Origin of the sequence: Streptomyces sp. NBC_01210, from assembly GCF_036010325.1 — a bacterium.
GTDB lineage: Bacteria > Actinomycetota > Actinomycetes > Streptomycetales > Streptomycetaceae > Streptomyces.
The window spans coordinates 829,614-855,525 of the sequence record NZ_CP108549.1 but is presented as its reverse complement, the minus strand read 5'-3'; the positions used below and the strand labels follow the sequence as shown (position 1 = coordinate 855,525).

The following is a 25,912-nucleotide window of genomic DNA, read 5'->3' as shown; positions in this document are numbered from 1 at the left end:
TGTGCCGTTCGGGTACCCGTCGCCGCAGAGAGCGCTGATGCCCCGTACGAAGCTCCTGCCACAGGGCTCCCGCCGAGGAGGACTCCCAATGATGTTGTCAAGCGAGGCTGGTGACGCATCGTGAGTGAGTCATGCCGCTGCGGCATCCTGTCCGGGTGGGCTGATCTCGAAGGTCCGGTTGTCGCGTATGAGGGCCCACAGCACGTTGAGACGGCGGCGCGCGAGGGCCAGGATGGCCTGCTTGTGGTTCTTTCCCTCGGCTCGCTTCCGTTGGTAGAACGCCTTCGAGACGGGGCAGTGGTAGGCCGCGACCTGGGCGGCGAGGTAGCACATGCGCAGGAGCCGCCGACTGTAGCGGCGCGGGCGGCGAAGGTTCCCCTTGACGTTCCCGGAGTCCCTGGGGACAGGGGCCAGTCCCGCGACGCCGGCCAGGCGGTCGGCGCTGCCGAAAGCGTCCATGTTGCCACCGGTCAGGGCGATGAACTCGGCGCCCAGCAGGGTGCCGATGCCGGGCAGGCTCGTGATCATTTCGGCGTGCTGGTGCTCGCGAAACCGGCCCTCAATGAGTTTGTCGATCTCCGCGATTTCCTCGTCGAGGGCAATCACCTCCCTGGCCAGCCGGGCGACCATGGCCGCCGCGGTCTTTTCGCCCGGGACGGCGGTGTGCTGGGCCTCGGCGGCCTCGATCGCCTTGGCGGCGATGGCGGGAGCGTTGCGGACCTTGCGGTTCTTCAGCCAGGTGGCGAGGCGGTTCTTGCCGATGCGCCGCAGGGCGGCCGGAGTCTGGTAGCCGGTCAGAAGGAGGAGCGCGGCCTTGGAGACGTTGTACTCGTAGGCCCGTTCCAGGGCCGGGAAGTACTCCAGCATCTGGGCCCGCATCCGGTTGATCGCCCGGGTGCGGTCGGCGGTCAGGTCGTAGCGGCGGGCGGTCAGGATCCGCAGGTCAACCGCTATCTCGTCCTCCGCCGCCAAGGGTTGCAGGTCCCGGCGCATCCTCGCCTGGTCGGCGATGACGAAGGCGTCTTTCGCATCCGTCTTCCCACTGCCGCGGTAGGCGCCGGAGGCGTGATGGACAGCGCTGCCGGGGATGTAGAGCAGCTTCTGCCCGTGGTTGACCAGCAGCGTGATCAGCAGACCCGCACCACCAGCGTTCAGGTCAACCGCCCAGGTCACCTCGTCGCTGATGTCGAGGACATCCGCGATGAGCTCCAGCAGCTCGGGCTCGTTGTTCGTCACCCGGCGCGAGAGCACCACCGTGGCGTCTGCATCGATCACCGTGCAGTGATGCTCGGCCTTGCCCGCGTCCGTACCGGCCCAGAGGTCAGGCACGGTCACCTCCCAAGTCGTTCCGTTCCAAGTCCCAGCAGACGACCTCGCCGACGTGTCCATACACAGCGATTCAGTTCGCGCATCCCAATGAGTGGCCGAGTCGTCGCGGGGCTCCGGGCGGCCAGTCCTCCTGAGCCACAAGCGGCAGCCACATGACAGCCACACCCAGAGCCCCCTGGGCTTCCCGATCTTACGAATGACCGGAAACGAACCCACCAAGAAAGGTATGGACCACCATGACCGACCGCCGACCTGAAGGTCCCGAAGAGACCGGGACGGACCCGGACACGCAGGTGCCGAAGGACCTGCCCGACCAGCAGGCGCACGACGGCGACGATCCGCTGGATCTACCCCGCCCCGATGCGCCGGACGACGGCACGCCCGATCCCGACCCGGGTCTGCCGGATGTGGACCAGACGGGTGCCGGGCCCCGCGGGTCGCCGCGAAGCGGCTCCGTACATCCCGAGCAGCCGGTCCCGGACGAACCCTCCGGGTGAGGTCCGGTCGGCCTCGCCCTGCTCGCCGGCCCTGCCCGCACGCGTTTCGGTGTCCTCGCCGCGGGCATCGCCTCCGCCGAGGATCCGCGGTACACCGTCGGACCTCAGCCGGCGGCCCAGGAGCAGCGCCCGGCGGTACCCGGCCAATGAGGTTTACGTACTTCCGGCCGGGGGACTCGAAGCGTTCGAGCGGCCAGCGTGCCGTCAGGTGGCCGGCGTGTCCACGGTGCTTCGATGGCGGACAGCTGCAGGTGCGGACAGCCGCAGGTTCGGAAGAGGTGAGGGCATGTCGGGCAGGGCCGTGACCGCCGCCGAGCTGGTGGTGTGGTGGGTCGCGCTGTTCGTGCTCTGGCTCATGCTCATCAGCACCATCGACGTACTGGAGCTCGTCGTCGGTACGGCTGCGGCCCTCGTGGGAGCCGTCGCCGCGTGCGCCGCCCGCCGGGCGGTGCAGGACCGGTGAACATGTGGCTGACCGCTGCGGCGGTCCTGCTGGTGTGCGGCGTCGGTCCGGCGGTCCGGGGCGCGGCCGCCGGCCCGATGGGACGCCGAGTGATCGTGCAGAACCTGGCCACCTTGCTGGTCTGCCTCATCGTGCTGCTTCTGGCCCAGGGATACGAGCGGCCGTCGTACGTCGACATCGGACTCGTCCTCGCTCTGCTGGGACCGGCCGGCACGCTGGTGTACGCCCGGCTGCTCGGGCCGGACATCCATGACGACCCGTCATGGAGGCGTGCCACCGACCGGCTTGCAATGATCGCCACACCTCTGGTCGTGCTGCCCTTGTGCGTGGCCGCGGGGCCGGGACGGGCAGCGGTGAAACTGCTCGTCGTCGGAGCGCTCCTGATGGCGGGGAACCGGGTGGCGTCCCGGGCGCTCGGCGGTCCATCGCCGGAGGCCGCATCGCATGGATGACGTACTGATCGTGATCGCACTGCTGCTCGTGGCGGCGGCCGCCACCACCGCAGTCCTCGTGCGCGATCCGGCCCAGCAGGCGCTGACGCTCTCGCTGCTCGGCCTCACCCTCGCCGTGCTGTTCACCGTCCTGCAGGCCCCCGACGTGGCGATGTCGCAGCTCGCCGTCGGATCGGCGCTGACGCCCTTGCTGGTGTTGCTGTCCGTACACAAGGTACGCAGACGATCCAGGGCCGAGGAGCCCACCGGGAGCAAAGGCGAGAAGCGGTGAGCCGACGGCTGCGCCTGGGCGTGCTGGCCCTGGGTGCGGCAGGAATTGCGGCCCTGCTCGTCGCTGCCTGCTTCCAGCTGCCGGGTTTCGGCGGTGAGTCGCATCCCTACGGCGACCGCGCGGTCCGCGCCGCTCTGGCCCGTCGCACGTCGAACGTCATCGCCTCGGTCAACTTCGACCAGCGGGCCTTCGACACCCTCGGCGAGGAGAGCGTTCTGTTCGCCGCTGTCCTCGGAACGGTCGTCCTGCTGCGTCAGACGCGTGATGAGCGCCAGGTCGAGCCCGCCCCGGCGCGAGTCGCTCCGTTCGTACGGCGCTACGCGCTCATCCTCCTGCCCGTCACTCTGTTGATCGGGCTGTATGTCGTCGCGCACGGTCAGCTCAGCCCCGGGGGCGGGTTCCAGGGCGGTGTGGTCGCGGCAACGGCACTCCATCTCCTCTACATCGCAGTGGACTACCGCGCGCTCGAGCGAATCCGCCCGGTCGGTGTGTACGAAGTGGCCGACGCGGCCGGAGAAGGCGCCTATCTGGTGGTGGGCGTGGCGGGGCTGCTCGCCGGGTCGGCGTTTCTCGCCAACACCCTTCTGCCGTACGGGACGTTCAACACGCTCGCGTCGGGAGGAACGGTGCCACTGCTGAACGCGGCCATCGGGATGGAGGTCGCCTGTGCGGTGATCGTGCTGCTCGCCCGCTTCCTCGACCAGGCGGTCGAAATCGAGGAGGAGAACGGGAAGTGAGCCACGAGTGATGTCCGTCCTGCCGTATCTGATCGCTGTGTGGATCTTCCTGGTCGGCTGCTACGGGCTGGCCACCAGCCGGAACCTCATCCATGCCGTCGGCTGCCTTGTCGTCTGCCAGTCCGCCACGTATGTGCTGCTGCTGGCCGTCGGATACCGCGACGGTGGCACTGCACCCGTCCACTCCGACCTCCGGCCGGGATCCCGGCCGCTCGTGGACCCGGTCGTCCAGGCCCTGGCCCTGACCGATGTCGTTGTCGGCGCGACCGTCACCGCGCTGCTGCTCGCCCTCGTCATCCAGGTCGCCAAACGCCACGGAACGCTCAACCCGGACGAGCTCTCCGAGTTGCGCGGATGAACCATCTGCTGCCCATGGTCGTGGCCGTGCCACTGCTCGGCTCGGCGTTGCTGGTCGCCGCCGGACGCCGGCTTCCCCGGCTCGTGGCCGAGGCCACAGGAGCCGCCTTCGCCGCCGCGACAGCAGGCCTGGTGCTCCATCTCCTGTTCTTCTCGTCGGCACCGGCGCCCGAATGGGTCGGGGGCTGGGAGCCACGCGACGGACACAGCGTGGGAATCGTGCTGGTCGGCGACCCTACGGCGCTCGGGCTGGCAGCAGCCGTGTCGCTGCTCGTGGTGGCCGTACTGGTCTATTCCTGGCGCTACTTCGCCGAGCCGCCGCAGCGGCACGCCGGTTCCTTTCCCGCGCTGGTCCTCCTCTTCCAGTCGGGCATGTGCGGCTTCGTGCTGACCGGGGACCTGTTCAACGCCTTCGTCTTCTTCGAGCTGATGAGCGTCGTGGCGTACGCCCTGACGGGCTACCGGGTGGAGGAGGCCAAGGCCGTCCAGGGCGCTCTCACCTTCGGCATCGTCAACTCCGTCGGCGCCTACGCGACCTTGACGGGCATCGTGCTGCTGTATGCGCGGACGGGCGAGCTCGGGATGCGGCAGATCGGGCATCAGCTCGATGCGCAGGGCGCGCCGGATCTGCTGGTGCTGGCGGCCTTCGTCCTCGTCCTGACCGGAATGCTGGTCAAGGCGGCCGCTGTTCCTTTCCACTTCTGGCTGCCGGATGCCCACGCGGTGGCGCCCACGCCGGTGTGCATGCTGCTCTCCGGTGTGATGGTGGAGCTCGGCGTCTACGGAGTGGCACGGGTGTACTGGACCGTCTTCAGCGGCACGGGCGGCATCCCCGCGGCCGACGCGGAACGGGCGCTGGTTGTCCTCGGCACGGCTTCAGCGGTCGTCGGCGCGGTCATGTGCTGGAAGCAGCGGCACCTGAAGCGGCTGCTGGCCTATTCGACGGTCGCCCATACGGGACTGTTCCTGACCGGCCTCGGGCTGCTCACGCCGGAAGCGGCGGGCGGTGTTGCCGTGTACGTGCTGGGACACGTGGGCGTGAAGGCGGCGCTGTTCGCCTGCGTGGGCATCCTGCTGGACCGCTACGGGAGTGTCGACGAGCACGAACTGTACGGCCGGGCGGGCGGGTTGCGGCTGGTGGCCGCGATGTTCGTGACGGGAGGCCTGGCGCTCGCAGGTCTGCCTCCCTTCGGTACGGGACTGGGCAAGGCGGCGACGGAGGAGGCGGCCGGCGGTCTGTTGATCGTGCTCTTCGTCGTGGTGTCGGCGGTGACCGGGGGAGCGGTGCTCCGGGTGGCGGCGCGGGTCTTCGCCGGACTGGGGCCGCGGCCGTCGGAGGACACGACGTACGAAACGAGTGGCGAGCACGAGGAACCCGAGACGAAGGGAAAGCTGGGACGGGTCCCTGACACCATGCTGGCGGTCCCGGCCGTGCTGCTGTGCACCGCTCTCGCGGTCGGCCTTGTGCCGGGAGCGGCCGCCGGAGTGGGCCACGCCGTCGACGAAGCGGTGGCGGGAACGGCAACGGTTACGGTGCACTGGTCCGTGGCCGCTGCGGCGCTGGGGCTGCTTTCGGCGGCTCTGGCGGTGGGCCTCGCCGCGTACGCCGTGCTGCGGCCGGGGCACATGACGTCGCACGACTGGACGGAACCTCTGCGCCGTCTGCACTCAGGACACATCGGCGACTACGTCGCCTGGCTGCTCGCAGGCATGACTCTCGTGGCGGCCCTGGCTCTCCCCGGAGTCCTCACGGGCTGAACGCCGACGTCCTCACGGGCCTCTTCGGGCGTGCACGTTTCGCAGGCGGAGTCGGGCGTACCCGGCTCTGCTGCCACGGCGCGGTCCACGTAGTTCATTGATGGCAGGCACGGCGCACCGGATCGCCGAGCTCCTTGCCGCGCCCGGACAGGTGTGGCTGACGGCTGGTCATATCGCGCGGACACAGTCGTTGGCACCGGCATTCACAACACGCGTCTCGGCGACCCCATGTCGGGTAAGTTCCCTCTGTGCACGGGGAGTTGATCGAATGAACCTGCATGTAATCACGGGAGGCGGGGGAGCGCCGTGGGCGGGAGACTGTACGGTCAGGGGGCGCTGCACGAGAGCTTTGTGCCCAGACTTGTCGGCCTGCATCAGAGTGGCGGGTACCGGGTCGATTTCGCCTATCCCAGGGGTGCGCCACTCATCCATGTCGTCGGCGGGCGCGGCAGCGGCAAGAGCGCGTTGCTGAAGGCGGTGCACGACGCCTACAACGGGCGGGTTCCGCTGGCCCGCGTGGACCTCGCGGCCCCCGGATTCGGTGAGCCGGGTGTCGCCGGGCTCAGTGACGACGAGGTCCCGAACGCCTCACACATCACCCATCTGCTGTATCTGCTGGCGTACAAACTCGGCCTGGACGTACAGCATTTCGGAAAGGCGATGGCGTTCCCGAGGCTCTCACTAGGCCTTCTGGTGGTGACCGCCTGGCGGCCGCTGAACAGCGACGAGGTAGATGTCCGGCCGCCCGACCTGCGGCGCGCCGAGGCGGATCTGCGGGCCTTCATCATCGCCGAGGACCCGGACGTGAAGCGCCGACGCGAAAGCCTGGGCAGGTGGATCGACATCGTCTCGGAGAACCTGCCGCAGGTGCTGTCCGGCGTGCCGGGGCTCGACGCCATAGCAGGAATCGTCCTGGACACCGCGCGGACCCAGCTCCTCAAGGGCAGGCCGGACCGGGGCGCGCTCGCATGGTGGGGCGGCCGACTGCATCGGTCACAGGGATACCAGGGCGATTCACTGCAGCGGCTGTTCCAGTTCGTACGCGGCTTCCGGCGGCTGGACGACCGGCGGCGTACCGCCGAGGAACACCTTGTCGCAGCCTTTCTCGCCGACATCGACGGGAACTACGGGCGCCTGCGCCGGCTCAACAGACAGCCCCGGCCGCTGATTCTCCTCGACAACGCGCACACCGACGTCGGCCATACGTTTGTCGGGCTGCTCGCATCCGGCGACGCGGCCGGCGAGGGGGACCCCACCCGGCCGGTCGTCATCGCGACATCCCTCGGCAGAGGGGAGCAGTTCGCGCCGCTTAGTGAGGTCGCCGGGGACGCCGCACCGCAACGCCGGCCCCTTGTGCTCCGTATCCCCTCCGTCGAACACGGCCACATCGGCGAGATGCTCAGCGCCGTCGACTACCCCGACCATCTGCCGCGGCTCGTCGCCCGCTACAGCGGGGGCCGCGCGGCCAGTGCCCGTACGCTCGCCGACACCGCCATCCGCCGGGTGCGGGAAGCGGGCACCATACGCAGCCGTGAGCTGCTGGACGCCGCCACTCCAGAGCTCCTCGACAAGCTGCTGCCGCAGTCGGCGATGCGCGACCGCCTCGTACTGCTGTCGGCCGCGGTCGACGCCGGCACCCGACGCGGGCTGTGGACCTTCGCCCACCCGGAGGACCACTCCGAAGACCTCGTCGCCGCCCGGGTCCGCGAGGCCGACGACTACCGCATCCGCGCCTGCCTGGACGGCGACCGCGCACTCGACCTGCTGCTGCGGCACCGGCTCGCGTCGACCACGTCCCACGAGACGTGGCGGGACACGCATCTGCGCCTGCGCTCGCTCTGCGATCCACGAGGCGATACGTACCTGTACCACACCCTCGCCCTGGGGCGGCTGGACGAAGTCGTGTGCGGACTCCACCACCGGTTCACCGGCACGTCCCCCGCGCTGTGGCTCGCCGCGTTGAACCTGATCTGCTCCGCACCGCATCCGCGCGAGGGCTACGAACCACCGGACAGCGCCGGCCCGTTCTCCTGCACGGCCTGTGGCAGCGAAGGAGCAGGCCCGCAGCACGACGCGGTCAGCAGCCTTGTCCCCATTCTGTGGCAGCTGTCCGATCCGCTCACCCTGGCGCCGTGCGAGGAGGATCTGACCAGCGTCCGTATCGCGCTGGAGACGCTGTACGGCAACAAAGCCGCGAACGGCCCCTACCGCGAGGCATCCGCCGCCTGGCCGGCCCGCCTGAGGGCCGGCGTTCAAGCCCCCGACTTGCCGATCTCGGAAGGGTCCCCGTCATGACGTCCTTCATCAGGAGACTTCCCGGCGGCCCGCTCACCAAGGCAGCTGTCCTCTTGGCGGTACTGGCGATGCTCGGCGGCGCCGCCTGGACCGGTCTGGCGTTTTTCGGCCCCGACCCCGGCTGCGCGAAAGGCGTCGAGAAACGCGGATCCGAAGGCACGGAGGAGTGCACCGGAGTGACCGACGGCAGTTATGTGTTCGCCCCCAACCTCAAGGAGGTCAGCGCCCGGATCAAGGCCGAGAACGACAACATCAAGGGCGACTACGTCTCCATCGCCGTCATGCTGCCGATGGCGCCCACCCAGGCCTTCGAGCAGGACAAGACACTCCACGAGGTGCAGGGCGCCTATCTGGCCCAGTACCGGGCCAACCACGACTCCAACAGCAAGAAGCCCGCGATCCGGCTGCTGCTCGCCAACCCGGGCCGCAGCCACACCTACTGGCGGCCCGTGGCCGAGCAGCTCGGCACCCTCTCCCGGAGCGGAAGCGCGAATCTGCGTGCGGTGATCGGCTTCGACGTCAGCACCACCAGTACGCAACAGGCCATCGCCTATCTCACCAACGAACGTCATATCCCCGTCGTCGGCGGCCCCATCACCGCCGACGACTCCGGCAACAGCGCGAAGACCCCCAACGCCTATCGAGGGCTGGCCCGCGTCGTCCCCACCACCAGCGATCAGGCCGCCGCGCTGTCCCACTTCAACAAGGGCATCGATCCCCGGAACACCCTGGTTGTCGAGGACATCCGCACCGGCGACAACTACGTCGACGCCCTCAAGCGCGCATTCGCCGAGCGGACCAAGGGCTCACCGCGCGCCCCCGAGCAGTACCGGGCGCCGGAGGAGTTCCACGAGGAAGGCGCCACGGCCAACGCCTTCGACCAGATGGTCGACACCATCTGCACCTCGTCCGCCAAGGTCGTCTACTTCGCCGGACGGCCCGTACAGCTGCGGCAGTTCATCAATGAACTCGGCAATCGAGGCTGCACCGAGAAGAAGTACAAGGTCATCACCGGATCCGGTGCTTCCACGCTCTCCTCCGACAAGCGCCTCGAATGGAGCGCCTTCCGCAAGGGTGTGACCCTGCAGTACGCCGCGGTCGCCCACCCCGAGGCCTGGACCGGCCCCAAGGCGCCCGCCACAGGCGGATCCCCGGCCGCCTACCGTACGCTCGCCACGCTCTCCACCAGCCCGGCGGTCGGCAACATCGGTCCGGTGGACCTCATCGACTCCCGCACCATCACCTTCTACGACGCCGGCCTCACCGCGATCACCGCCATCCGGATGCGTGACGACGGCGATCCGGTCATCCCCGCGCTGGGACGGATCAGCGACTCCTGGCTGCGATTGCACGGCATGGGCAAGGTCGACGGCGCGAGCGGCTGGATCTGCCTCGACAACTACGGAAACCCGTTCAACAAGGCCGTCTCCGTGGTCGAGCTGGCCCCGGACGTCCCGGGTCGTATCCGCTTCGTCGGCCTCGCCTGGCCGACCGGCAAACCGACACCCAAGGACTGCACGGCACGCAACGACAGCCTCCCGAAGCCGTAGGCTCCACAGGGAACTGACTTGGGATCAATTTCGTGGCCGAACCGCTGATCGAAGGTGCCGGTCTGGCTACGATGAACCCCTGAATTCGCGGTGCGCGACAGGAGGATCACCTGTGCCCGACATCGACTTATTGCGCGGCCAAGTCGTGCCGGCAGTTAGGGACACCCCGGAGCTCGCCGCTGAACTGTCGGAGCTGCTGCGGGAGCGTCCGGCCGTCCAGGCCGGCGGTGCTCGCAGCGTCGCCGTCGGCGGAGACAACTCCGGGATCATCTCGACCGACGAGGGCGCGACGAACACCCTGCACCAGTGAGCGCCGGGCCCGGTCCCCAGGAGCCGGATGCCGGTGCGCATACCCCTGACCAGCCGGGCGGGGACCGGTCGATCAGGATTGAAGGTGCCAACTCGGGCATCGCGAGCACCGGCGACAACACGGTCAACGTGCTCATCAGCGCCGGAGGGATATCCGCCGAGGACACGCTGGCCGAGATGGCCGATCGGCTTGTGAAGGCGGTCCGCGCCAGGCGTAGCCCTGTCGAGGATGCGCTGGTCGACAAGGCCTGTCTGCTCGCGCAGAAGGTCAGCGACCGCCTGCAGCGTGAGGAGGAACAACAGCGGCTACGGGATCCACGCCCGCTGCCTGTGCACTGGCAACTGGCACTACCGAAGACGCCCGGCCGCCGGGACAGCATCGGCAACGCCCCGGCCGAGGCGACGGATGCTCCCCCGCTGGACCTGGCCGGTCAGCTGGATGAGATCGCGGCCGTCCACGAGCGGGCAGAGTCCGGCTGGCTGATGGTGCTGGGCAGGGCGGGCTCGGGGAAGAGTATCCTGATCCTCCGTTTCGCACTGGCCCGGCTGAAAGCGCGCACTCCAACCGACACAGCACCGGTACCGGTGATCTTCAGCTTCGGATCGTGGAATCCCACCACCACCCCACTGCGGGACTGGTTGATCAGCCAGTTGGAGCGGGACCAGCCCTTTCTGGCCGGACCCAGCCCGAACGGATCGACGTGGGCCGCCGCGCTGGTCGGTGCCGGCTACGTCCTACCGATCCTGGACGGGTTCGACGAGATCGCCAACGGCCTGGGCGGACCCGCGCTGAGAGCACTCAACGCCACCACCCTGCCGCTGCTGGTGACCAGTCGCCACGCCGAACTCGAAGCCGCCGTGAAGGCAACCAAGGTTGTTCCCTCCGCCGTCGGTATCGAATTGAGCGACCTCACCCTGGACGACTCCGTCAACTACCTCCAGTGCGCCACCCATACGACCCTCTCCGACGGCACGGACACCACCACCCCGACCGGGTGGCAGTACGTCCTGAGCGAGTTGCGCTGCCATCCCCACACACCGGCCAGCGCGAATCTCGCCGCCGTGCTGACAACCCCTCTGATGGTCACTCTTACCCGCACCGTCTACGAATCCGAGCGCAACCCGTCGGAGCTGCTGGACATCGAGCTGGGCACCCGAAAAGCCCTTGAAGACCATCTCCTGGACAACTTCATCCCCACCGTATACGCGCGCTTTCTCAGCAACCGAACCGCGGCGGAACAGCGGCGCTGGGACCCTGAACTCGCCCGGCACTGGCTCGGCTACCTCGCCGCGCACCTGAGACAACTCAAGACACATGACATGGAATGGTGGCGGCTGGGAACCAGCATGAATCTCTCCTCACAGATGCTCGTGGTCGGGGTCACCATCGGAATTCTGTCCGGGCTCATGATCGGGATCGTGTACGGGGCCACGGTCGGGCTCGTGTACGGGCCCGCGTGGTGGCTCAGTGAGGGAGTCGTGGACATTCCTGTGAACGCGCTCGGGATCGGGCTGACTTTCGGGTTCATACAGGGATTCGCCGCGAAGCTCAAGGTCGGCGGCCCGGTGTTCGAGCCGTCGCGCATGCACATCCAGATCCGCGGCGGGACAAAGAAGGTGCGGGAGAGCTTCCTCCCCAGAGTTCGGGGCGGGCTCGCGGGTGGCCTGGTATTCGGAGTCGTGTTCGGCATCGGACTCGCGGCCTATTGGGTTCTTCTGGGTTATCCCCGGCTCGCGATCGCGCTGGTATTCGGGCATGGGTTCCTGATCGGGATCGGGCTCGGGCTCGCGGTCGGACTCACGCTCGCGCTCATGGCCGCGCTCGAGGCTGTCATCGAGAGAAAAACCTCCGTCAGCCCGTCGGCGCTGTTGCACACCAACCGCACCACCGTGCTCACCCAACTGCTCGCGGTCGGGCTCGTGATCGGGCTCGGGTACGGGATCACGATCGGGCTCGTCAACGGATTCGTATTCGGGCTCTCGACCGGGATCGCGGCCGGGCTTGCGGTCCCGCTCGGGGTCGGCACTTTGACAGCTTGGGGCCGATGGGTGCTCCTGGCCCGCATCTGGCTGCCCCTGACGGGGCGACTGCCGTGGGCAGTGAACGCTTTCCTGGACGACGCCTACCAGCGAGGCGTGCTGCGCCAGGCCGGCGCGGTCCACCAGTTCCGCCATGCGCGGCTCCGGGATCGCCTGGGCGAGGTCTATGAGGAACAGCGCAACCAACACCCCGTTTGAACCGCGGTCTGCCGATGTGCAGCGTGACGGCGAGCCGGGGGCATTGCCGGCCGCGGCAGCCCGAAGCGGAGTTGGTCTGCTGGCGGGCTGTCGGCGCGACGGGCTCTTCGACCGGACCTGCTCATGGAGGTCCTGCCCGGCGTGAAAACCCCAGTTTGGGCCGACCCGCACCCGCAACCGCACCGGACAGCAGCGTCAGCCCGGATCCAACGCAACGGCATGGGTCCTAGCCGATGTGCGCCTCGTAGGCGACACCGGCGACAACCAGATCCTCCCAGGCCATGCCGACGCTCTTGAAGAGCCGGGGGCGGGACGCTTCGGTCGTGACAGTGCCGCGGGCGAGGTCCGCGAGGCCGACGAGGGAATCGGCTTCCAGCGCTCCGGAGCCGATGGCCAGAATGACGTCGCCCGCCTCGTGCAGTGCCGCGCCCCGCGCCTCGACGACCACCGTCGAGCGGCACACCGTCTCGTCATCGACCTCGCGGGCATCAGGTTCGTGGGAGCCGACAGCGACGACGGTCGCGTGCGCGGACAGGGCCGACCCGTCGAACAGCGGAGTGCGCGCGGTGGTGCAGCAGGCGACCAGATCCGCCTGCGACACCGCGTCCGCCGTGCCCGCTTCCACCACAGGATCCGAATCCCCGTACTGCTGAAGGAAGCCGGCGAGCCGGTCGAGGTCGCGGCCGACCACTGTGATGTGCCGGACCGGACGGACAGCACGCAGCGCCTCGATATGACTGTGCGCCTGCGGTCCGGTGCCGAAGACGACGAGACGCTCGGCGTCCGGTACGGCGAGAAGATCGGCGGCGGCCGCCGAGACTGCCGCGGTACGGACGGCGGTCAGCGCGACTCCGTCGAGAACGGCCAGCGGGCCGAGCGTCGCTGCGTCCAGCAGCAGGTAGTTGCCCTGGATGCGAGGCAGCCCGATGGCGGGGTTGCCCGGCGCCACCGTGGCGATCTTGACGCCGGCGTAGCGGCGGGAGTGCGACGGCATCAGCAGCAGCTGCCCATGCTCGACCGGGACCACGGTGCGGGCGGGATCGGCCTCCGGGTCGAGCCCGTTGCGCAGCGCGTCCTGGAGCGCGGTGATCGCCGCTGCCATGGGCAGGGCCGCACGCACCTCGCCGGCTCCGATGACCACGATCGCGTCCTTGCCCATATGCCCTCCAGCCGGAAGCCGATCATCCTCGCGCGAAACGCTACAGGGCACGCAGCGGCCGGGCGGCCCTCGTCCAAGGAGAGCCGTCCGGCCGACGTCGTACAGGGCGCGGTCAGACGTTGGGCACCTTGAGTCTGTCCCAGCTCGACTTTCCCGGGATGCCGTCGGCGTCGCTCCCCGAGAAGCCCAGCTTGCGCTGCCATGCGGCGTACGACTTGCGGTCCGCTTCCGACCAGTCCGGGCTCGGGCCCACTTCGTACCGCCCGCAGCCCTCGGCCACCAGTCTCTTTCCCATCGCCGTGATGATGGGACTGTGCCGTCCGGCCTGGAAGAACGCGGCGCCCGGGAACGGCTCGAACGTCGCCGGGGGCTTCGGCGCCGGCGGCTTGGTCGGGCCGCCCGGCTTACCGGCCAGACGCGCCTTGATCCGGCCGCGCATCGAGTCCATCGTGAAGCCGCGGGGGTCGATCTTCCCCGGCTGCCACTCCTTGTGCCCGATCACCGACCGGTACGTCCAGCCGTGCGCGCGGCAGATCGCGGCCGCCGCCTTCTCGATGGCCTCCAGCTGGGCCGCAGGCCACGGGTCCGTGCCATTGCCGAGGTTGACGCACTCGAAGCCGTAGAAGTAGCGATTGCCGTCGGTGTTGGCCTCGTTGTCGCCGGGCAGCGCCGTTTCGTTGATCACCGCGCGCAGGACGTCGTCGTCGCCGAGCCCGGCGTGGTTGGCGCGCCCGTTGCCGACCATGTGGATGGTGCCGTCCTTGGCTATCACCCCGTGGCACAGCGGCCCCGGCAGACTCGAGTGGCCGTCGTAGCAGATGTCCACGGAGTTCTGGGTGCCAGCGGTCACGGTGTGATGGATCATCACCCCGTGCATGGGCCCCCACGGACCCTTGTGGTTGCGGTTGTGTGTGCGCCAGCTACGGTGCTCGACGACCTGAAGCCCTTCGTTGCGAAGGGCCTTGAGCAGTTTGTCGGCGGACAGAGGCGTTGCCATCGTGGTGCTCCTTCCCGGTTGGTACGTCAGTTCTCGGGCTGTCCCTCGTCGTCCTGCCCCGCCGTCTGCGCGCCCGAACCGGCCGCCGCAGCAGTCTCGGCCGCCGCGGCCTCCGCCTCGGCCGAGGCCTCCGCCGCCAGTGCCTCCTCGTCCGCGGCCGGGATCACGGCCGCCAGCGGCCCGAACGTCATCCGCAGATCGGCGACCGAACCTTCGCCCAGCACCCAGGCCAACGGCGCGTAGTGCACCTGAATCCCGGCCGGGGCCCTCAGCAGCGGCCGGCGCGCCGCATCCGTGGGCCACTCGACATCGCCCGTCGCCGTACGCGCCGGAACGGTCCAGAAGTCACCGGGCCGATACGTCCTGCCCGGCTCGAAGTAGACGAGAACCCCGTCCTCCAGCGGCAGCCAGCCGCCCTCCTCGATCCGGACCGCGCCGTTGCGCAGTTTCGATGCGCCCTGCTTCGTACGCCCGGCGCCACTCGTGTGCCGGGACGAACCTGACCGGTGGTCCCAGCGCCGCAGGAACGGGTGGAGTCCGGGGCGCCTGCCGACCGAAGGATCCGGCTCGCCGGAGAGCCGCACCCGGCGGCCCGGCAGGTCGACCTCCTCCACCCGCAGCAGCGGCAGCGGCTCACCGCGGCTGGTGTAGGCGGTGTCCACGAACTCGACCAGGTCGCCTACGTTCAGATCGAGCTTGTCGTCACTGCCGAGTGAGGCCAACTCCACCCATGTGCCGTCGAGTTCGTCGACAGGGAAGGTCACCGAGCCGTTCTCCCGGGACCATTTGAAGGTCGCGTCCTTCGCCGCACCGCCCTCGTGGATCTCCACCCGGTACATCTGGTTCTCCTGGCCCCGGTACCGGGCGTCCGGCTTCACCAGGCACGGGTCCTCGTCCGCGTGCTCGGGACGCTCGCTGCGCACCGCCATCCGAGCGGTCGGCGCCTGGGCCGCGGCCCACTTCGCGAACGCCGCGCGGGCCTGGTCCTTGGTCGCCCCGTCCTCGAGCTCCAGCTGCGAGCCGGCCAGCGGCAGCACCTGCCAGACGACCTTCAGCCGGGCCGCCGTGTCGGGCATCGCGGAACCCAGCGCCACCTCCCGCAGCAGCGGGTCCTCTGCCGCGGTGACCGAGCGCTCCCACACCTTCAGATAGGCGAGATACGGAAACTGGGTCGGCAGCCGGTCACCGGGGCGCTCCGGGTCCCGGTGACCGTCCGGCTGGTCCCAGTACGTCCAGGTGGCCGGCGGCTGTGCCTCGGCGGGCGCGTCCGTGTCGCCATCCTCGGCCGTGTGCCCGTCGTCGACGACCCGCGCTCCGGGCTGCGGACGTGCCGCATCCAGCAGGATGCCGTCCACGTAGTAACGGCCGCCGCCGATGGACAGATCGTCAAGTTCCCGGCCGCCGCCCACGAAACCCAGCGCGAAGCCGGTGGCGCCGCGCGGGCCGCCGTGCTGCCCGATCAGGTCGGCAGCGGTCGTACGAGCCTGGACCAGCTGGATCGCGGCCTGCTCATTGGCATCCGCGTCCAGCTGTACTCGGCCCTGCTGTGCGATCACCGCCGAGTAGTGCCGGTCCGGCCGGAAGGTGATGCGGGAGATGTCTGCGTGCATGGGAAGGGGTCCCCCTCGGAAGTTCGGCAGTCGTCGTTCGGCAGTCGGTGAAAAGTCGTGTCAGGTGACGGGGATGATCCCGGCGTCGGTACCGGCCGGGGTGTACTCGGCGAGCCGGGCCCGCAGGCTGTCCTCGCGCTGCGGCTGGTAGAGATCGTGGAAGGCGCCCATCTCGGAGCCGTCCTCGGCACCGCGCCCGCAGCAGCAACTATCTGAGGGACAACCCTCAGACCTCCGGGCTTGCGCGCACCCCGCGGCCAACTGCCCGTACGCGGGGGTGCCGTACCGCTCACTGGTGAACAGCGGCCGGACCATCTGCGCGTTCTCACGGCCCACCAGATCCGGCAGGCAGCGGTGACGGCGCGGAGTGCGCGAGAGGGGCGGCACATACGAGAACCGCATACAGCCGATGCCCCGCCGGACGACCTGCATCCGCCCGGTGAAGACGCTGTTCTCGGCGATCTCCACCGCATGGGTGTGGACCTCGCCGATGACGGTGGTGCGGTGCGCGTGCAGCACGGCGTGCGCATGGCGGCAGTCCGGCGCCGACAACGCCGGCAGCTCGTGTCCTGTGGCGTCCAGAATGCTGTCCCGGATGTGGATGGGCAGCGGATCGTGGTTGACCTCGTCGCCGATCACCTCGATGGTGCCGAGGATGCTGCGCTCGATGGACACGCACGCGGTGGTCCGGTCCAGGACCAGGCTCGGCTCCTCGGGGGAGTGCGGCTCGCACTGGGGCTCCAGCGACCAGCCCGGTACGAGCGTGCAGTGCCGCAGCACCACAGCACCGACCGGCCCGGTGACATTGAGTCCGCGTCCGGTGATCAGCAGACCGTCCAGCACGATGCGCGGTGCGTCACCCTCGCATTCCTCCTGCGCACGGATGTTGAGCGCGTCGGGCCGGTTGCTGTACCAGTCGAGCAGCCGGATCACCGGCCGCGTGCCCTCGGCCGCGCGCACTTCCAGACGGTCGCCGGGATCCAGGTCGAAGTCCAGCTGCTCCTGGTAGGCGCCGCTGTGGGTGATCTCGATGATGCCGTCGGGCCCGCAGCGCCCCGCCCGCCGGTCGGTGCGCCAGTCGTTGTACGCGTCCATGATCCGCTGATACGTATGTCCCGGACCGACCTGATACAGCTTCGCCGCCACCGGCGTCTCACGGTCGCGCGGGTACTCGCCGCCGCCCGAGTCGTCCCCGAACGCGTAGTGGTAGGTGACCCAGACGCCCTGCCGCGGCGCCGAGCGCGAGCCGAAGGCGATGCGACCCAGCGCCGGGTCGACGGCCACCTGCCCGCGCTTGGGGCGGTAGCGCCAGTCCGTCAGATCCGCCACCACGATGTCCGACAGCGGCATCGGCTCGTCCTGCCCGTCGCGCAGGATCGTGAAGCTCTTGCCGGGCCCGTAGTAGTCCGCGAGCCGGTCGGCGAGCTGCCTGCGCCGGATGTACGCGGGGACATTGTCGATCGTCGCGATGTGGGTCGCCGACGGCTCCGGCACCGGCTTGGTCACCAGCGGCGAGTCATTGCCCAGAATCGAGAAGGTGTAGAGGTTACGGGCCCGGTCGACGCAGTACGCGGGCGCTCCGGTCACGTGATACGGCTTCAGCCGCCATACGAACAGCCCCACCCCGGCCGGGGAGTAGCCGCCCTGCGTACGCGCCGAACCGGCCCGCCGTACATTCACCGTCTGCGCGACCGTACCGAAGGGACCGCCTGCCAGATCCAGCGCCGCCCCTTCCCGCACGTCGACGAGCCGTCCGCGCTCGAGCCGGCGCGCGTTGACGGCCTCGGTCCCCGATCCGTACAGCTTGACCGGCTGCTGGTGGGAGACGAGCCGGGAGAACTCCACGGCCCGCGAAGGCCACCCGGAGACCTCCTCGGCCAGCTCCTCCAGCAGCGCGAGAGTGCCCTTGCGCCGCCGGTTGGCGACGGTCGCGGCGACATCGCGACGCGGCGCGAGAGCCTCGGCGAGACGGCCGCGCGATTCGTCTCCGTCCTCACCCTGAAGCCCCTTCGCCTGCACGCGTTCGTAGCCCGGCAGTGGTTTGTAGCCGACCAGATCGCCGAGATACGGCAGCACCCAGGGCGCCGCGGTTTCCACGAACCAGTCCTCGTAGTTCTGCTCGACGCCGTCCCGCACCAGGTCGGCCTGCTCGGCGATCACCGCCAGCAGTGCGCGCAGCGGCTCACCGCCATCGGCGTCCCGCAGACGGTGCCACTGCGGGAGCAGCTTCGCGAGCCCGTCCGGTTCCCTGCTCATGCGGTGACCTCCGTGAGAATCAGCGTGTCCGCGACATGCGGTGACAACAGGGCGAGCTGGGCCGGCCGGATGCCTCGGAAGACGCACACCGCCCGTCCCTTCCCGAGCCGCCGGGTATCGGTGATGTCCGGGTTCAGACGCAGCAGTTCGGCGAGCGAAATGCCGTATCCGGCGGCGATCTCGGTGAGCGTCTCGCCGGCCTCGGCGGTGACCCGGTGCACGTCCTCGTCGTACTCGGCGAGCCGGGCCCCGACCGCGGTCCGCGGCTCGGTGAGGGCTTCCGCGAGCCCGGTCAGCCCGTCAGCAGTGACGGACGCCGGCACCCCCGTGAAGACGTCCACGTCGACATAGTCCACACCGGGCACCGAGTGGGCCGTCGCCAGGACGTCGGACAGCAGTGCGGGACGGCCCAACTCCCGTCGCCCGCTGCCGAATTCACGCAGCAGCGCCTGCCGCAGCCTCGGCTCGACCACCGCCCAGGTGTGGTCGCGGGCGACCTTCACCTTCGCCGCGAGCAGCAGCAGCACCAGCTCGCGCACATCGACCCGGACCGGAAGCCGCGAGTCTCCGTACTCGGCGAGCGAGGAGCGCAGCGCACGCAGCACCTCGGAGTCGTCGGCAATCGCGATGTCGTCCACTCCGGCGACGGTCACATGCAGCACGCGCCGCCTTCCGTCGAATATCTCGCGTGCCGCTGCCCGGCCGATGCCCGCCCGCGAACGAGCGAAGTCCTCGTAGTCCGTGACGGACACGAGCCGGTCGAGCGCGGACACCGCGAGCGGGATCGTGCGCCGGGTCAGGCCGGGACCGTCGGCGTCCGCACCGCCCGTGGCGGGCTGCGGATTGGTGACCGCGGTGACGCCCAGCGGCCTGGTGATCGCCTGAGTGATGCGCTCCGCCCGGACGTTGGCTGCCTTTCCGGTGCCGAAGCGGTACCGGGCCCGGACGTTCTCGTGTCCGGTGGGCAGCCGCGCGCCGTGCACACCGTCGCCGAAGACCACCGTGGTACGCCCGTCCCCGGCCGTCCCGGAGACATAGACCCGCTCACGCGGTCGGTGTCCGGCCAGGCTGTCCACCGCATGCCACAACAGCCCGTCCACGCGCACCTCCAGGGTCGGAGTCGCCCCCAGCGGGTTGTCGGCAGGCAGCCAAGTCAGCGGCGACTGCCACAGCGTGAACGTCTGGTTGGTCCGGTCGGCGTCGCCGCTGCCGATCGGCTCGTCCCGGCTCTCGCCGTGCGTCGCGGGCACCACATTGCCCTGGATGCGGACCGTGTCACGGCGGTAGCGATAGGCCAGGTCCGTGGTGAGCGTCAGCTTCGTATGGACATGGTCGCCGGGCAACTGCGGGTCGAGCTGCTGCTCCACCGAAGCGATCACCGCCAGTTCCGTGCCACGCAGGCCGGCCGTGTTCGGGATGTGGGTGCGCTCGCCCGACACCACCAGATGGCGTCCGGGCCGCAACCCGTCGTACAGCTCGGCCAGTTCGAGCTCATTGCCGTGCACATCCTCGCCCAGCGGCTCGTCGGCCGGGCGCAGCGCCACACCGCCCGCGTGCACGGTGGTGTCACGGATCGCCGAGAGCAGGACGTCGTGCTCGTCGAGCCACGGATCGGCGAGCGTGAGCTCGCTGCCGCGCCCCGTGATGCCGTAGTTGGTGTACGCGGCGGTGCGCACCGAGGTGACCCGGGTGGTCACGAAGGCGAGCTTGCTGTCACCCGGGATCCCGTCCGGATCAGCCGCGCCCTTACGGGGGCGCTCGATCGCGACCCAGCTGCCGACGGTGATCCCGTCCTGCACGGAGTCGAGCGGCAGGACACGACGGTTCGCCTGCTCCGGTACGGTCGCAATGCCGACCTCGACATTCGCCGGCTCGGTGCCGACCGTGTACCGCACGGTCACCTCGAACCCGCCGTGGGTGACCTGCTTGTGCTCGCCGGGCGACAGCAGCCAGTTGACCGGTTCGCCGTTGTGCACGGCCACATGCACTCGCCCGTCCTCGGCAGGGCGGGACACGAAGACGGTCCGCTCGGGAAGCCCGGAGAAGAACTGGGCGGTCACACCAGGCTCCTGGGAGTCCGCAGGGCGCCTGGTCAGCCAGCTCAGATCGTGGTCCTGACCCGCACGGGTCTGCAGCGAGACCCGGCCGGGCCCGAGGCCGAACGTGATCCCGCCGGGCAGATTCTCCGACCGCTGCACCGAGTCGCCCGTCTCGGTGTGCTGGAACTCCGCGCGCACCGGCACCCGGCCCGCCGTGTCGAACACGACCCGCATGGTGGTCAGTGCGGAGCCGGTGAGCGGCCAGTCCACCTGCCGGATGACCCGGCCACGCTCGTCCTGTACGGGCTTGAGCGGCGCCGTCGCCCCGAAGGGCGCCGCGGTCACGCGCATCGACTGCAGTTCGCGCAGCAGGGCGGGCACGGCCGGAGCGGCCTGCCGCCACGCCGCGTACATCCCGTCGGCGACCCTCGGATCCAGCGCGGACAGCAGCTGCGCGCCGAGGTCGGAGCCGGGCGTGAAGTACCGGCCCGGATCGTGCGACAGCGCGCGGGCGCCGGACGGCGGACGTACGACCCGGGTGCGCAGCGCCGGCAGGACGGCGCCGAGCGCCCGCATGGCCGGAGAGTGCGCCACAGCGGCCGATGTGGGAGTGACAGGCTGCGAGGGCTCCAGATCGGCTGCCCGCTCCCTCAGCTCACCGACCACCGCCTCCAACTGCTCGAACCAGGCGGCGACTTCCTCGTACGGAGCGGCGACGGCCTGCGCCTCCGCGAGGCGGTCATGCGGATCGGCAAGCCGCCGGGTGAACTGTGCCGGGGTCTTGATCCCGTCCAGATCGGCGCGCAGCGGCGCCAGCACCTGGGCGTCGAACTCCGCGATGATCATGCTGACTGGACGCGGGTTGGGGTTGTCGGGCGTCGCCTCGCCCTCCTCGACCTCCCGTTCGTCCTCGGTGATCCACTCGCGGAGCTCCGCCACCAGCTCGGTCAGCGACGCCGGCGCGGACTGCGGCAGCCCGATGGCCGTCACCTCGTCGTCCCGGTCGATCCGGATACGCGCCACCGGCAGCAACAGCCGCTGCCCGCCCGCCTCTTGGTCCCCGCCGAAGACGAACAGCAGCTTGTCCCCGGTCTGCAGCGAGGTGTCGGTGCCGGAGACGAAGATCTCGGACCGCTTGCGCAGATCGTCGGGCGTGAGCAGGGCAGGCCGGCGCCGACGCACCGCCGGCTCGTTCCACGCCCAGCGGGCGATCAGGTCCTCACTGGTCTCGAAGGCCTGCGACTCCTCGTCGGAGGTGGTGGGCACGCTGTTGCTGCGCGCACCGCGCGGAATCAGCACCGGTACGTCCTCGGCCCGCGGATCCCGGTCCAGCGTGTACGCGAGATGCGTGTCGGCCGCGATACCGGGCCGTGGCCGGTGTCCCACCAGCCGCCCGAGCAGCGCCAGTGAGCGGTGTTCGTTGGCGGTACGCAGATAGCCCTCGTCGGCGATGCGCTCGGAGTGGAAGGTGAGCAGGTCGCCGACGACCGCCCACGAGTCCAGCAGGCCGATCGACGGGTCGTCCGGGGTGCGGACGGTCAGCCCGCGCAGCGCCGGATAGGCGGGGGAGGCGAGACGGTCGAGCATGGCCGCCAGGAACGAGCCGTACTCGCCCACCCGGTGGTTCAGGGCAGTGTGGCCCGGCGCGTTGTACAGGGCCTTGGGTGCGTAGCGTTCGTCATGTCCGGCGCAGCCGCAGCCGCAGGTGCCACTCATCGCGCACCTCCGCCGAGCTCGATGGTCAGCCGGCCGTTCTCGGGCCGGTCCGGGTCGTTGTCGCATCGCGCGATCTCCAGCGGGCCGAGCCGCAGCACGCCTGCCTCCAGTGCCGTGTGGTCGAGTGGGTCCTCGTGGAAAAGCCGGCTCAGCCGGGTCACTCGTACGCTCTCCACGCCCTGTACGCCGGCGGCAGCGGCCACCAGACGGCTGAGCCGTACCGGTCCGCCGAAGCTCAGCGCGTCGGGGTGGAAGAAGCCGATCCGTCCGCCGGACAGCCGCCGACTGCCCAGCAGCCGGTACAGCTCGGCGAGGATCTGGCCGTGCTGATGGCCGGGTGCGGCGCACACCGTGAGCGCGATGTCCAGCGGCACCGACCTGGCCGGTCCCACGACCAGGTCGTGCCCGATCCGGCGGTAGCTCTCCAGGGCGTACGACACCGAGTCGAGCAGTTCGGGAGAGGGATCACCGGATCCCAGCGCGTCGACGGCGACATGCGCCTCCCGCACGCTGCCGGTCCAGCGGATCTCGGCGGCCGCGCGCTGCACGCCCGGGAGCTTCGACGCCAGCGCCGCGTAGTCCTCGGCGGTGACGGCGCGCAGCCGAGTGCGCTTCAGGTCGAGCGGGGCCAACTGGCGTACCTGCTCGACGGGTTCGGGCTCGGTTCCGCCGACTGCGGGCAGCGGATTGCGCACCCCCGCCACCGGCATCGGGTCCCCGGCGTCCGACTCCTGCGGATCGCGGCACAGCACCAGATGGTTGATGGCCTCCGCGCCGACGTTGCCCGCCGTGCCGCCGCCGAGGCGGTAGTGCAGCTCCAGCCTGGCGCCGGGGTGCGGGCGCGCGCCGTGCCGTCCGTCGCCGAAGCGCAGCGCGATCCGGCCGTCGTCCTCCAGCTCGCCGACGAAGTGCCGCTCCCGCGGACCGCTGCCCAGCAGATCCCGCTTCGGGGTCCACCGCTCGTCGTCGTCCGTCAAGGTCACCGCGGGCAGCGCGGCCCGCGGGTCCTGTACGAGCGCTGCGGCAGGACCGCGCAGCACCGGCTCGTCCGGGTGCAGCCCGGCCGCGTACTCAGGGCCCCAGGTGTGCGCGATCTCCCAGGCGATGCCCGCGTCGAGTACCGCGCCCGCGCGCGCCCGCGCCGACAGTACGTCGAGCCGCCGCAGCTTCGCGGTCAGCAGCCGCTCACTGCGGTGCAGCAGCTCGCGCAGCGCGCGCACCGGGTGGCGTCGCAGCTCAAGACGCTCGAGCACCCGCAGCCCGAACAGCACCGTCAGCTCGGCGATCTCCGGCTCGGTGAGCCCGTCGCAATCGCGGGCGCTGCGCCACAGCTCCACCAGACGCTGCCGGACACGGTCCCGGACGGCCGCCAGTCGCGTGGCCTGCCCGGCCGAGACGTGTCGCGGGTCGGGGAACGGCACGGACTGGACCACGGGGGAGCGCTGCAACACCGGCCGGAAGCGCGCCGGGATGCCCGGGTAGACGACCTGCGCCAGCAGCGTCGCCAGCGCCTCGGCCTGCGCATAGGCGGTGCCGGGCACGACCTTCTCGCGCCGTCGGCCCGCGAGTTCCAGGCCGAGACCGGCGCGTTCGGTTGCGTCCTCGCCGACGACGGTGAACAGCTCGCGTATCTGATCGGCGGTCAACAGACCGCCCGAACGGGTCTGGTGGAGACGAGTGTTGATCAGATCGGCCGTCTCATTTCCCTCGTCGCGGTCCCAGCAGCCGAAGCCCGACGGATCGCAGGACCCGAGGACGGCCGGCGCGGGCGGCACGGTGACCGTCTCGGGCGCAGAGCCGCAGAAGGTCAGCGACCGGCCGTGGTCGACGAGCGCGACATTGCCGCGCGCCACGCTCACATCCTCGACCGGCTCGCAGTCCGGGCCGCCGCGTGTGGAAAGACAGACCGGGAAGGCGAGCGCATCCTCCGGCGCCCAGCTGACCTCGAGGACGGGCTGGTCCGCCAGCCGGTCCACGGCCGGGGTGACGGAGATGAGGCGTACGGCCTGGCGGTGGGCCGGGTCGGCGTCGCCAGGCGTACCGGAACGCGCCCCCCGCACCTCCTCGATCAGCAGCAGATCACCGGCCGACAGCCCGAGCGCCCTGCCCGTGCACTCCTCGTCCGCCCACTCGTCCCGCAGCGTCGCGGAGACTGCGCCCTTGGGCAGCGAACACACCTCGTCGCCCCAGGTCCAGAAGCGGATCGTGTTGTGCTCGGGGCGCAGCACCAGCGGATCGTGGCCGACGACCGGCTCGAACACCTCCACCGATCCGCGCTCGTCCAGCACGGCCAGATCCCGGTCGTCGATGACGGTACCGATCTCGGGCCGGTCGCGCGGCCCGAGCGTACGGACGTCGACCGCGGCGAAGCGGAACGTGCCCGGCAGCAGAGTCAGTTCCCCCGCGACCTCGACCGCCACGAACGCGCGGGCGTTGACGCCGTCGTGCATCGGATAGTCGATGAGCCGCACATGACGGCGCACGGACACCCGCCTGCGGGCGGTGTCGAGGTACGCCTCCGTCGCGACCGCGTCCTGCTGGTAGCTGATCTGGTCGGCGGTGTAGGCAAGCAGTTCGACGAGCGTCGTCCCCAAGTCGGCGGCGTTGCGCTCGACCCAGTCCGGGGTGGTCAGTGCCAGCCGGTCCAGGATCAGCCGGCGGATCGTGTCGTAGTCGCGCGCCGTGTAGTCGATGACGGGCGCCGGCGCGAGGACGGGCGGGCAGTCCGGCTGCTCGTCCTTGCAGTCGAAGGGGGTGGGGCAGTCCGGCCGGAACTCGAACTCGGCCCAGAAGTACCGCTGGTCGAAGCCGGGGAACGGCTCGGTGCCGGGCCTTCCGTACGGATCCGTGTCGACCACCGAGAGCCTGTAGCGAGAGGTGTCACCGGTCCGGTCGACCGTGACGAACAGCCGGTCGTCGAGCTCCGGGTCCTCCTCGCGTTCGACCGACACCTCGACGGCCGCTATCTCCGTGATCCGGCGTCCGCCGTCGATGCGTATGTTCTCCGGGCACAGCCCGTGGGGCGCCTTGCCGAGGAAGGTGACGGTGAGCGTCAGCCCGTCGTCACCGACCTCGACCGCGTCCACGCCGCCGAGCTGTACAGCCCGTATCTTCGCGCGCCTGCCGTCCGTACGGCAGACCACGTCGCTGTTCGTACCGCTCATGCCGGGCCGCTCCCCTCGAAGACCTCGTCGCGCCGGCTGGCGGTGGAGCGCACCACGTAGCGCAGATACACCCGCACCACGTTCTCTTCGCTCACCACATCCAGGGCCTCCACCTCGATCAGTTCGCCCAGCCAGCGCTGCAGCGAGGCCTGCACCGACAACTCCAGCGCGGAGGCCAGCTCGGGGCTGTTGGGCGTGAAGACCAGATCGAGCAGGCCGCAGCCGAAGTCGGGGCGCATCACGCGCTCGCCGGGACTGGTGAACAGCAACTGCTCGATCAGATCTCGCACATGGTCGTCGTACGCCGCTTGTGCGGTACGGCCCCGCCGGTCGGTCCGGAAGGGGAAGGCGATATTGCTCCTCGTCCGCCTCATCGGGAGGACACCCCCCGTGTCGTCGCGCCGACGACCGGCGGACCTTGCGGCAGCAGCGCCGCGCTGAAGCAGAGCGCGGAGGTGCTGTCGAGCAGCACGGGTTCCCCGTCGATCAGCACGCTGTCGCGGTCCGGGGTCCAGCGGACCGTGGCGCACGGATGCGGTACGCCCTCGATCGTGTGGCGGCAGCCGCTGACGGTGAAGACGGCGGCGGCGGAGGGCACTTGATGGCCGTCGATCCGGATGCCGGACGACAGGGCGGAGGCGGGCCCGACCCGGCCGCCGTGCGGGCAGCTGATCGCGGACCCGCCGTTCACGAGATTCCCGGACAAGACGTTTCT

Annotated in this window: 20 protein-coding genes and 1 pseudogene; 12 read left to right on the top strand and 9 right to left on the bottom strand. The window is 70.0% G+C overall.

All coding sequences use genetic code 11. The annotated features are described in order from the left end of the window. Positions 1-129: 129 nt before the first annotated feature. Positions 130-1,329, bottom strand: coding sequence for an IS110 family transposase (locus OG735_RS03790; RefSeq protein ID WP_327321696.1), 1,200 nt, complete (start codon positions 1,327-1,329; stop codon positions 130-132). A gap of 236 nt (positions 1,330-1,565) precedes the next feature. On the opposite strand from OG735_RS03790, the gene OG735_RS03785 reads away from it, so the two are divergent. From OG735_RS03785 to OG735_RS03730, 12 genes and pseudogenes are all read left to right on the top strand, one after another. Next, positions 1,566-1,826: a hypothetical protein gene (locus OG735_RS03785; RefSeq protein WP_327321695.1), complete on the top strand. Its 261-nt coding sequence runs from the start codon at positions 1,566-1,568 to the stop codon at positions 1,824-1,826. Positions 1,827-1,835: 9 nt separating this feature from the next. After that, positions 1,836-1,976: pseudogene (locus OG735_RS03780) on the top strand (NrfD/PsrC family molybdoenzyme membrane anchor subunit); the annotation flags it as partial. A gap of 136 nt (positions 1,977-2,112) precedes the next feature. After that, a complete protein-coding gene (locus OG735_RS03775; protein ID WP_327321694.1) occupies positions 2,113-2,289 on the top strand; it encodes a hypothetical protein in 177 nt (58 codons plus the stop codon). A 2-nt stretch (positions 2,290-2,291) separates the two neighbouring features. Next, complete coding sequence (locus OG735_RS03770; protein WP_327321693.1) at positions 2,292-2,741, top strand: monovalent cation/H+ antiporter complex subunit F; 450 nt, start codon at positions 2,292-2,294, stop codon at positions 2,739-2,741. After that, positions 2,734-3,012, top strand: a complete 279-nt coding sequence (locus OG735_RS03765) for a Na(+)/H(+) antiporter subunit B (RefSeq protein ID WP_327321692.1) — start codon at positions 2,734-2,736, stop codon at positions 3,010-3,012. Before OG735_RS03770 ends, OG735_RS03765 begins: the two co-directional genes overlap by 8 nt. Next, a complete protein-coding gene (locus OG735_RS03760; RefSeq protein WP_327321691.1) occupies positions 3,009-3,749 on the top strand; it encodes an MnhB domain-containing protein in 741 nt (246 codons plus the stop codon). The genes OG735_RS03765 and OG735_RS03760 overlap by 4 nt, the downstream gene beginning before the upstream one ends. 10 nt (positions 3,750-3,759) lie before the next feature. Then, on the top strand, positions 3,760-4,107 hold the full coding sequence (locus OG735_RS03755; RefSeq protein WP_327321690.1) for a sodium:proton antiporter: 348 nt from the start codon (positions 3,760-3,762) through the stop codon (positions 4,105-4,107). Further along, the gene (locus tag OG735_RS03750) at positions 4,104-5,864 is read left to right on the top strand and encodes a complex I subunit 5 family protein (RefSeq protein WP_327321689.1); all 1,761 of its coding nucleotides are present in this window, start codon (positions 4,104-4,106) and stop codon (positions 5,862-5,864) included. Before OG735_RS03755 ends, OG735_RS03750 begins: the two co-directional genes overlap by 4 nt. 306 nt (positions 5,865-6,170) lie before the next feature. Next, positions 6,171-8,159, top strand: coding sequence for a hypothetical protein (locus OG735_RS03745; protein ID WP_327321688.1), 1,989 nt, complete (start codon positions 6,171-6,173; stop codon positions 8,157-8,159). Further along, on the top strand, positions 8,156-9,709 hold the full coding sequence (locus OG735_RS03740) for a hypothetical protein (protein WP_327321687.1): 1,554 nt from the start codon (positions 8,156-8,158) through the stop codon (positions 9,707-9,709). The genes OG735_RS03745 and OG735_RS03740 overlap by 4 nt, the downstream gene beginning before the upstream one ends. Positions 9,710-9,821: 112 nt before the next feature. Continuing rightward, the gene (locus OG735_RS03735; protein WP_327321686.1) at positions 9,822-10,019 is read left to right on the top strand and encodes a hypothetical protein; all 198 of its coding nucleotides are present in this window, start codon (positions 9,822-9,824) and stop codon (positions 10,017-10,019) included. Next, complete coding sequence (locus OG735_RS03730; RefSeq protein WP_327321685.1) at positions 10,016-12,256, top strand: NACHT domain-containing protein; 2,241 nt, start codon at positions 10,016-10,018, stop codon at positions 12,254-12,256. The genes OG735_RS03735 and OG735_RS03730 overlap by 4 nt, the downstream gene beginning before the upstream one ends. A gap of 226 nt (positions 12,257-12,482) precedes the next feature. Here the strand turns inward: OG735_RS03730 and OG735_RS03725 are convergent, their stop codons facing one another. The 8 genes from OG735_RS03725 to OG735_RS03690 all read right to left on the bottom strand — a co-directional run bounded on the left by OG735_RS03725 (position 12,483) and on the right by OG735_RS03690 (position 25,903). Further along, the gene (locus OG735_RS03725; RefSeq protein ID WP_327321684.1) at positions 12,483-13,415 is read right to left on the bottom strand and encodes an ornithine cyclodeaminase family protein; all 933 of its coding nucleotides are present in this window, start codon (positions 13,413-13,415) and stop codon (positions 12,483-12,485) included. A gap of 112 nt (positions 13,416-13,527) precedes the next feature. After that, a complete protein-coding gene (locus OG735_RS03720; RefSeq protein WP_327321683.1) occupies positions 13,528-14,412 on the bottom strand; it encodes a peptidoglycan-binding protein in 885 nt (294 codons plus the stop codon). A gap of 26 nt (positions 14,413-14,438) precedes the next feature. Further along, on the bottom strand, positions 14,439-16,022 hold the full coding sequence (locus tag OG735_RS03715) for a DUF6519 domain-containing protein (protein ID WP_327321682.1): 1,584 nt from the start codon (positions 16,020-16,022) through the stop codon (positions 14,439-14,441). A 60-nt stretch (positions 16,023-16,082) separates the two neighbouring features. Next, positions 16,083-18,278 carry a hypothetical protein gene (locus tag OG735_RS03710; protein ID WP_327321681.1) on the bottom strand — a complete coding sequence of 732 codons (2,196 nt, stop codon included), beginning with the start codon at positions 18,276-18,278 and terminating at the stop codon, positions 16,083-16,085. Then, entirely contained in the window at positions 18,275-22,033 is a 3,759-nt protein-coding gene (locus tag OG735_RS03705; RefSeq protein ID WP_327321680.1) for a putative baseplate assembly protein, read from the bottom strand. The genes OG735_RS03710 and OG735_RS03705 overlap by 4 nt, the downstream gene beginning before the upstream one ends. Then, positions 22,030-25,197: a putative baseplate assembly protein gene (locus OG735_RS03700; protein ID WP_327321679.1), complete on the bottom strand. Its 3,168-nt coding sequence runs from the start codon at positions 25,195-25,197 to the stop codon at positions 22,030-22,032. Before OG735_RS03700 ends, OG735_RS03705 begins: the two co-directional genes overlap by 4 nt. After that, positions 25,194-25,571, bottom strand: coding sequence for a GPW/gp25 family protein (locus OG735_RS03695; RefSeq protein WP_327321678.1), 378 nt, complete (start codon positions 25,569-25,571; stop codon positions 25,194-25,196). The genes OG735_RS03700 and OG735_RS03695 overlap by 4 nt, the downstream gene beginning before the upstream one ends. Continuing rightward, positions 25,568-25,903, bottom strand: a complete 336-nt coding sequence (locus tag OG735_RS03690) for a hypothetical protein (protein WP_327321677.1) — start codon at positions 25,901-25,903, stop codon at positions 25,568-25,570. The genes OG735_RS03695 and OG735_RS03690 overlap by 4 nt, the downstream gene beginning before the upstream one ends. Positions 25,904-25,912 lie beyond the last annotated feature (9 nt).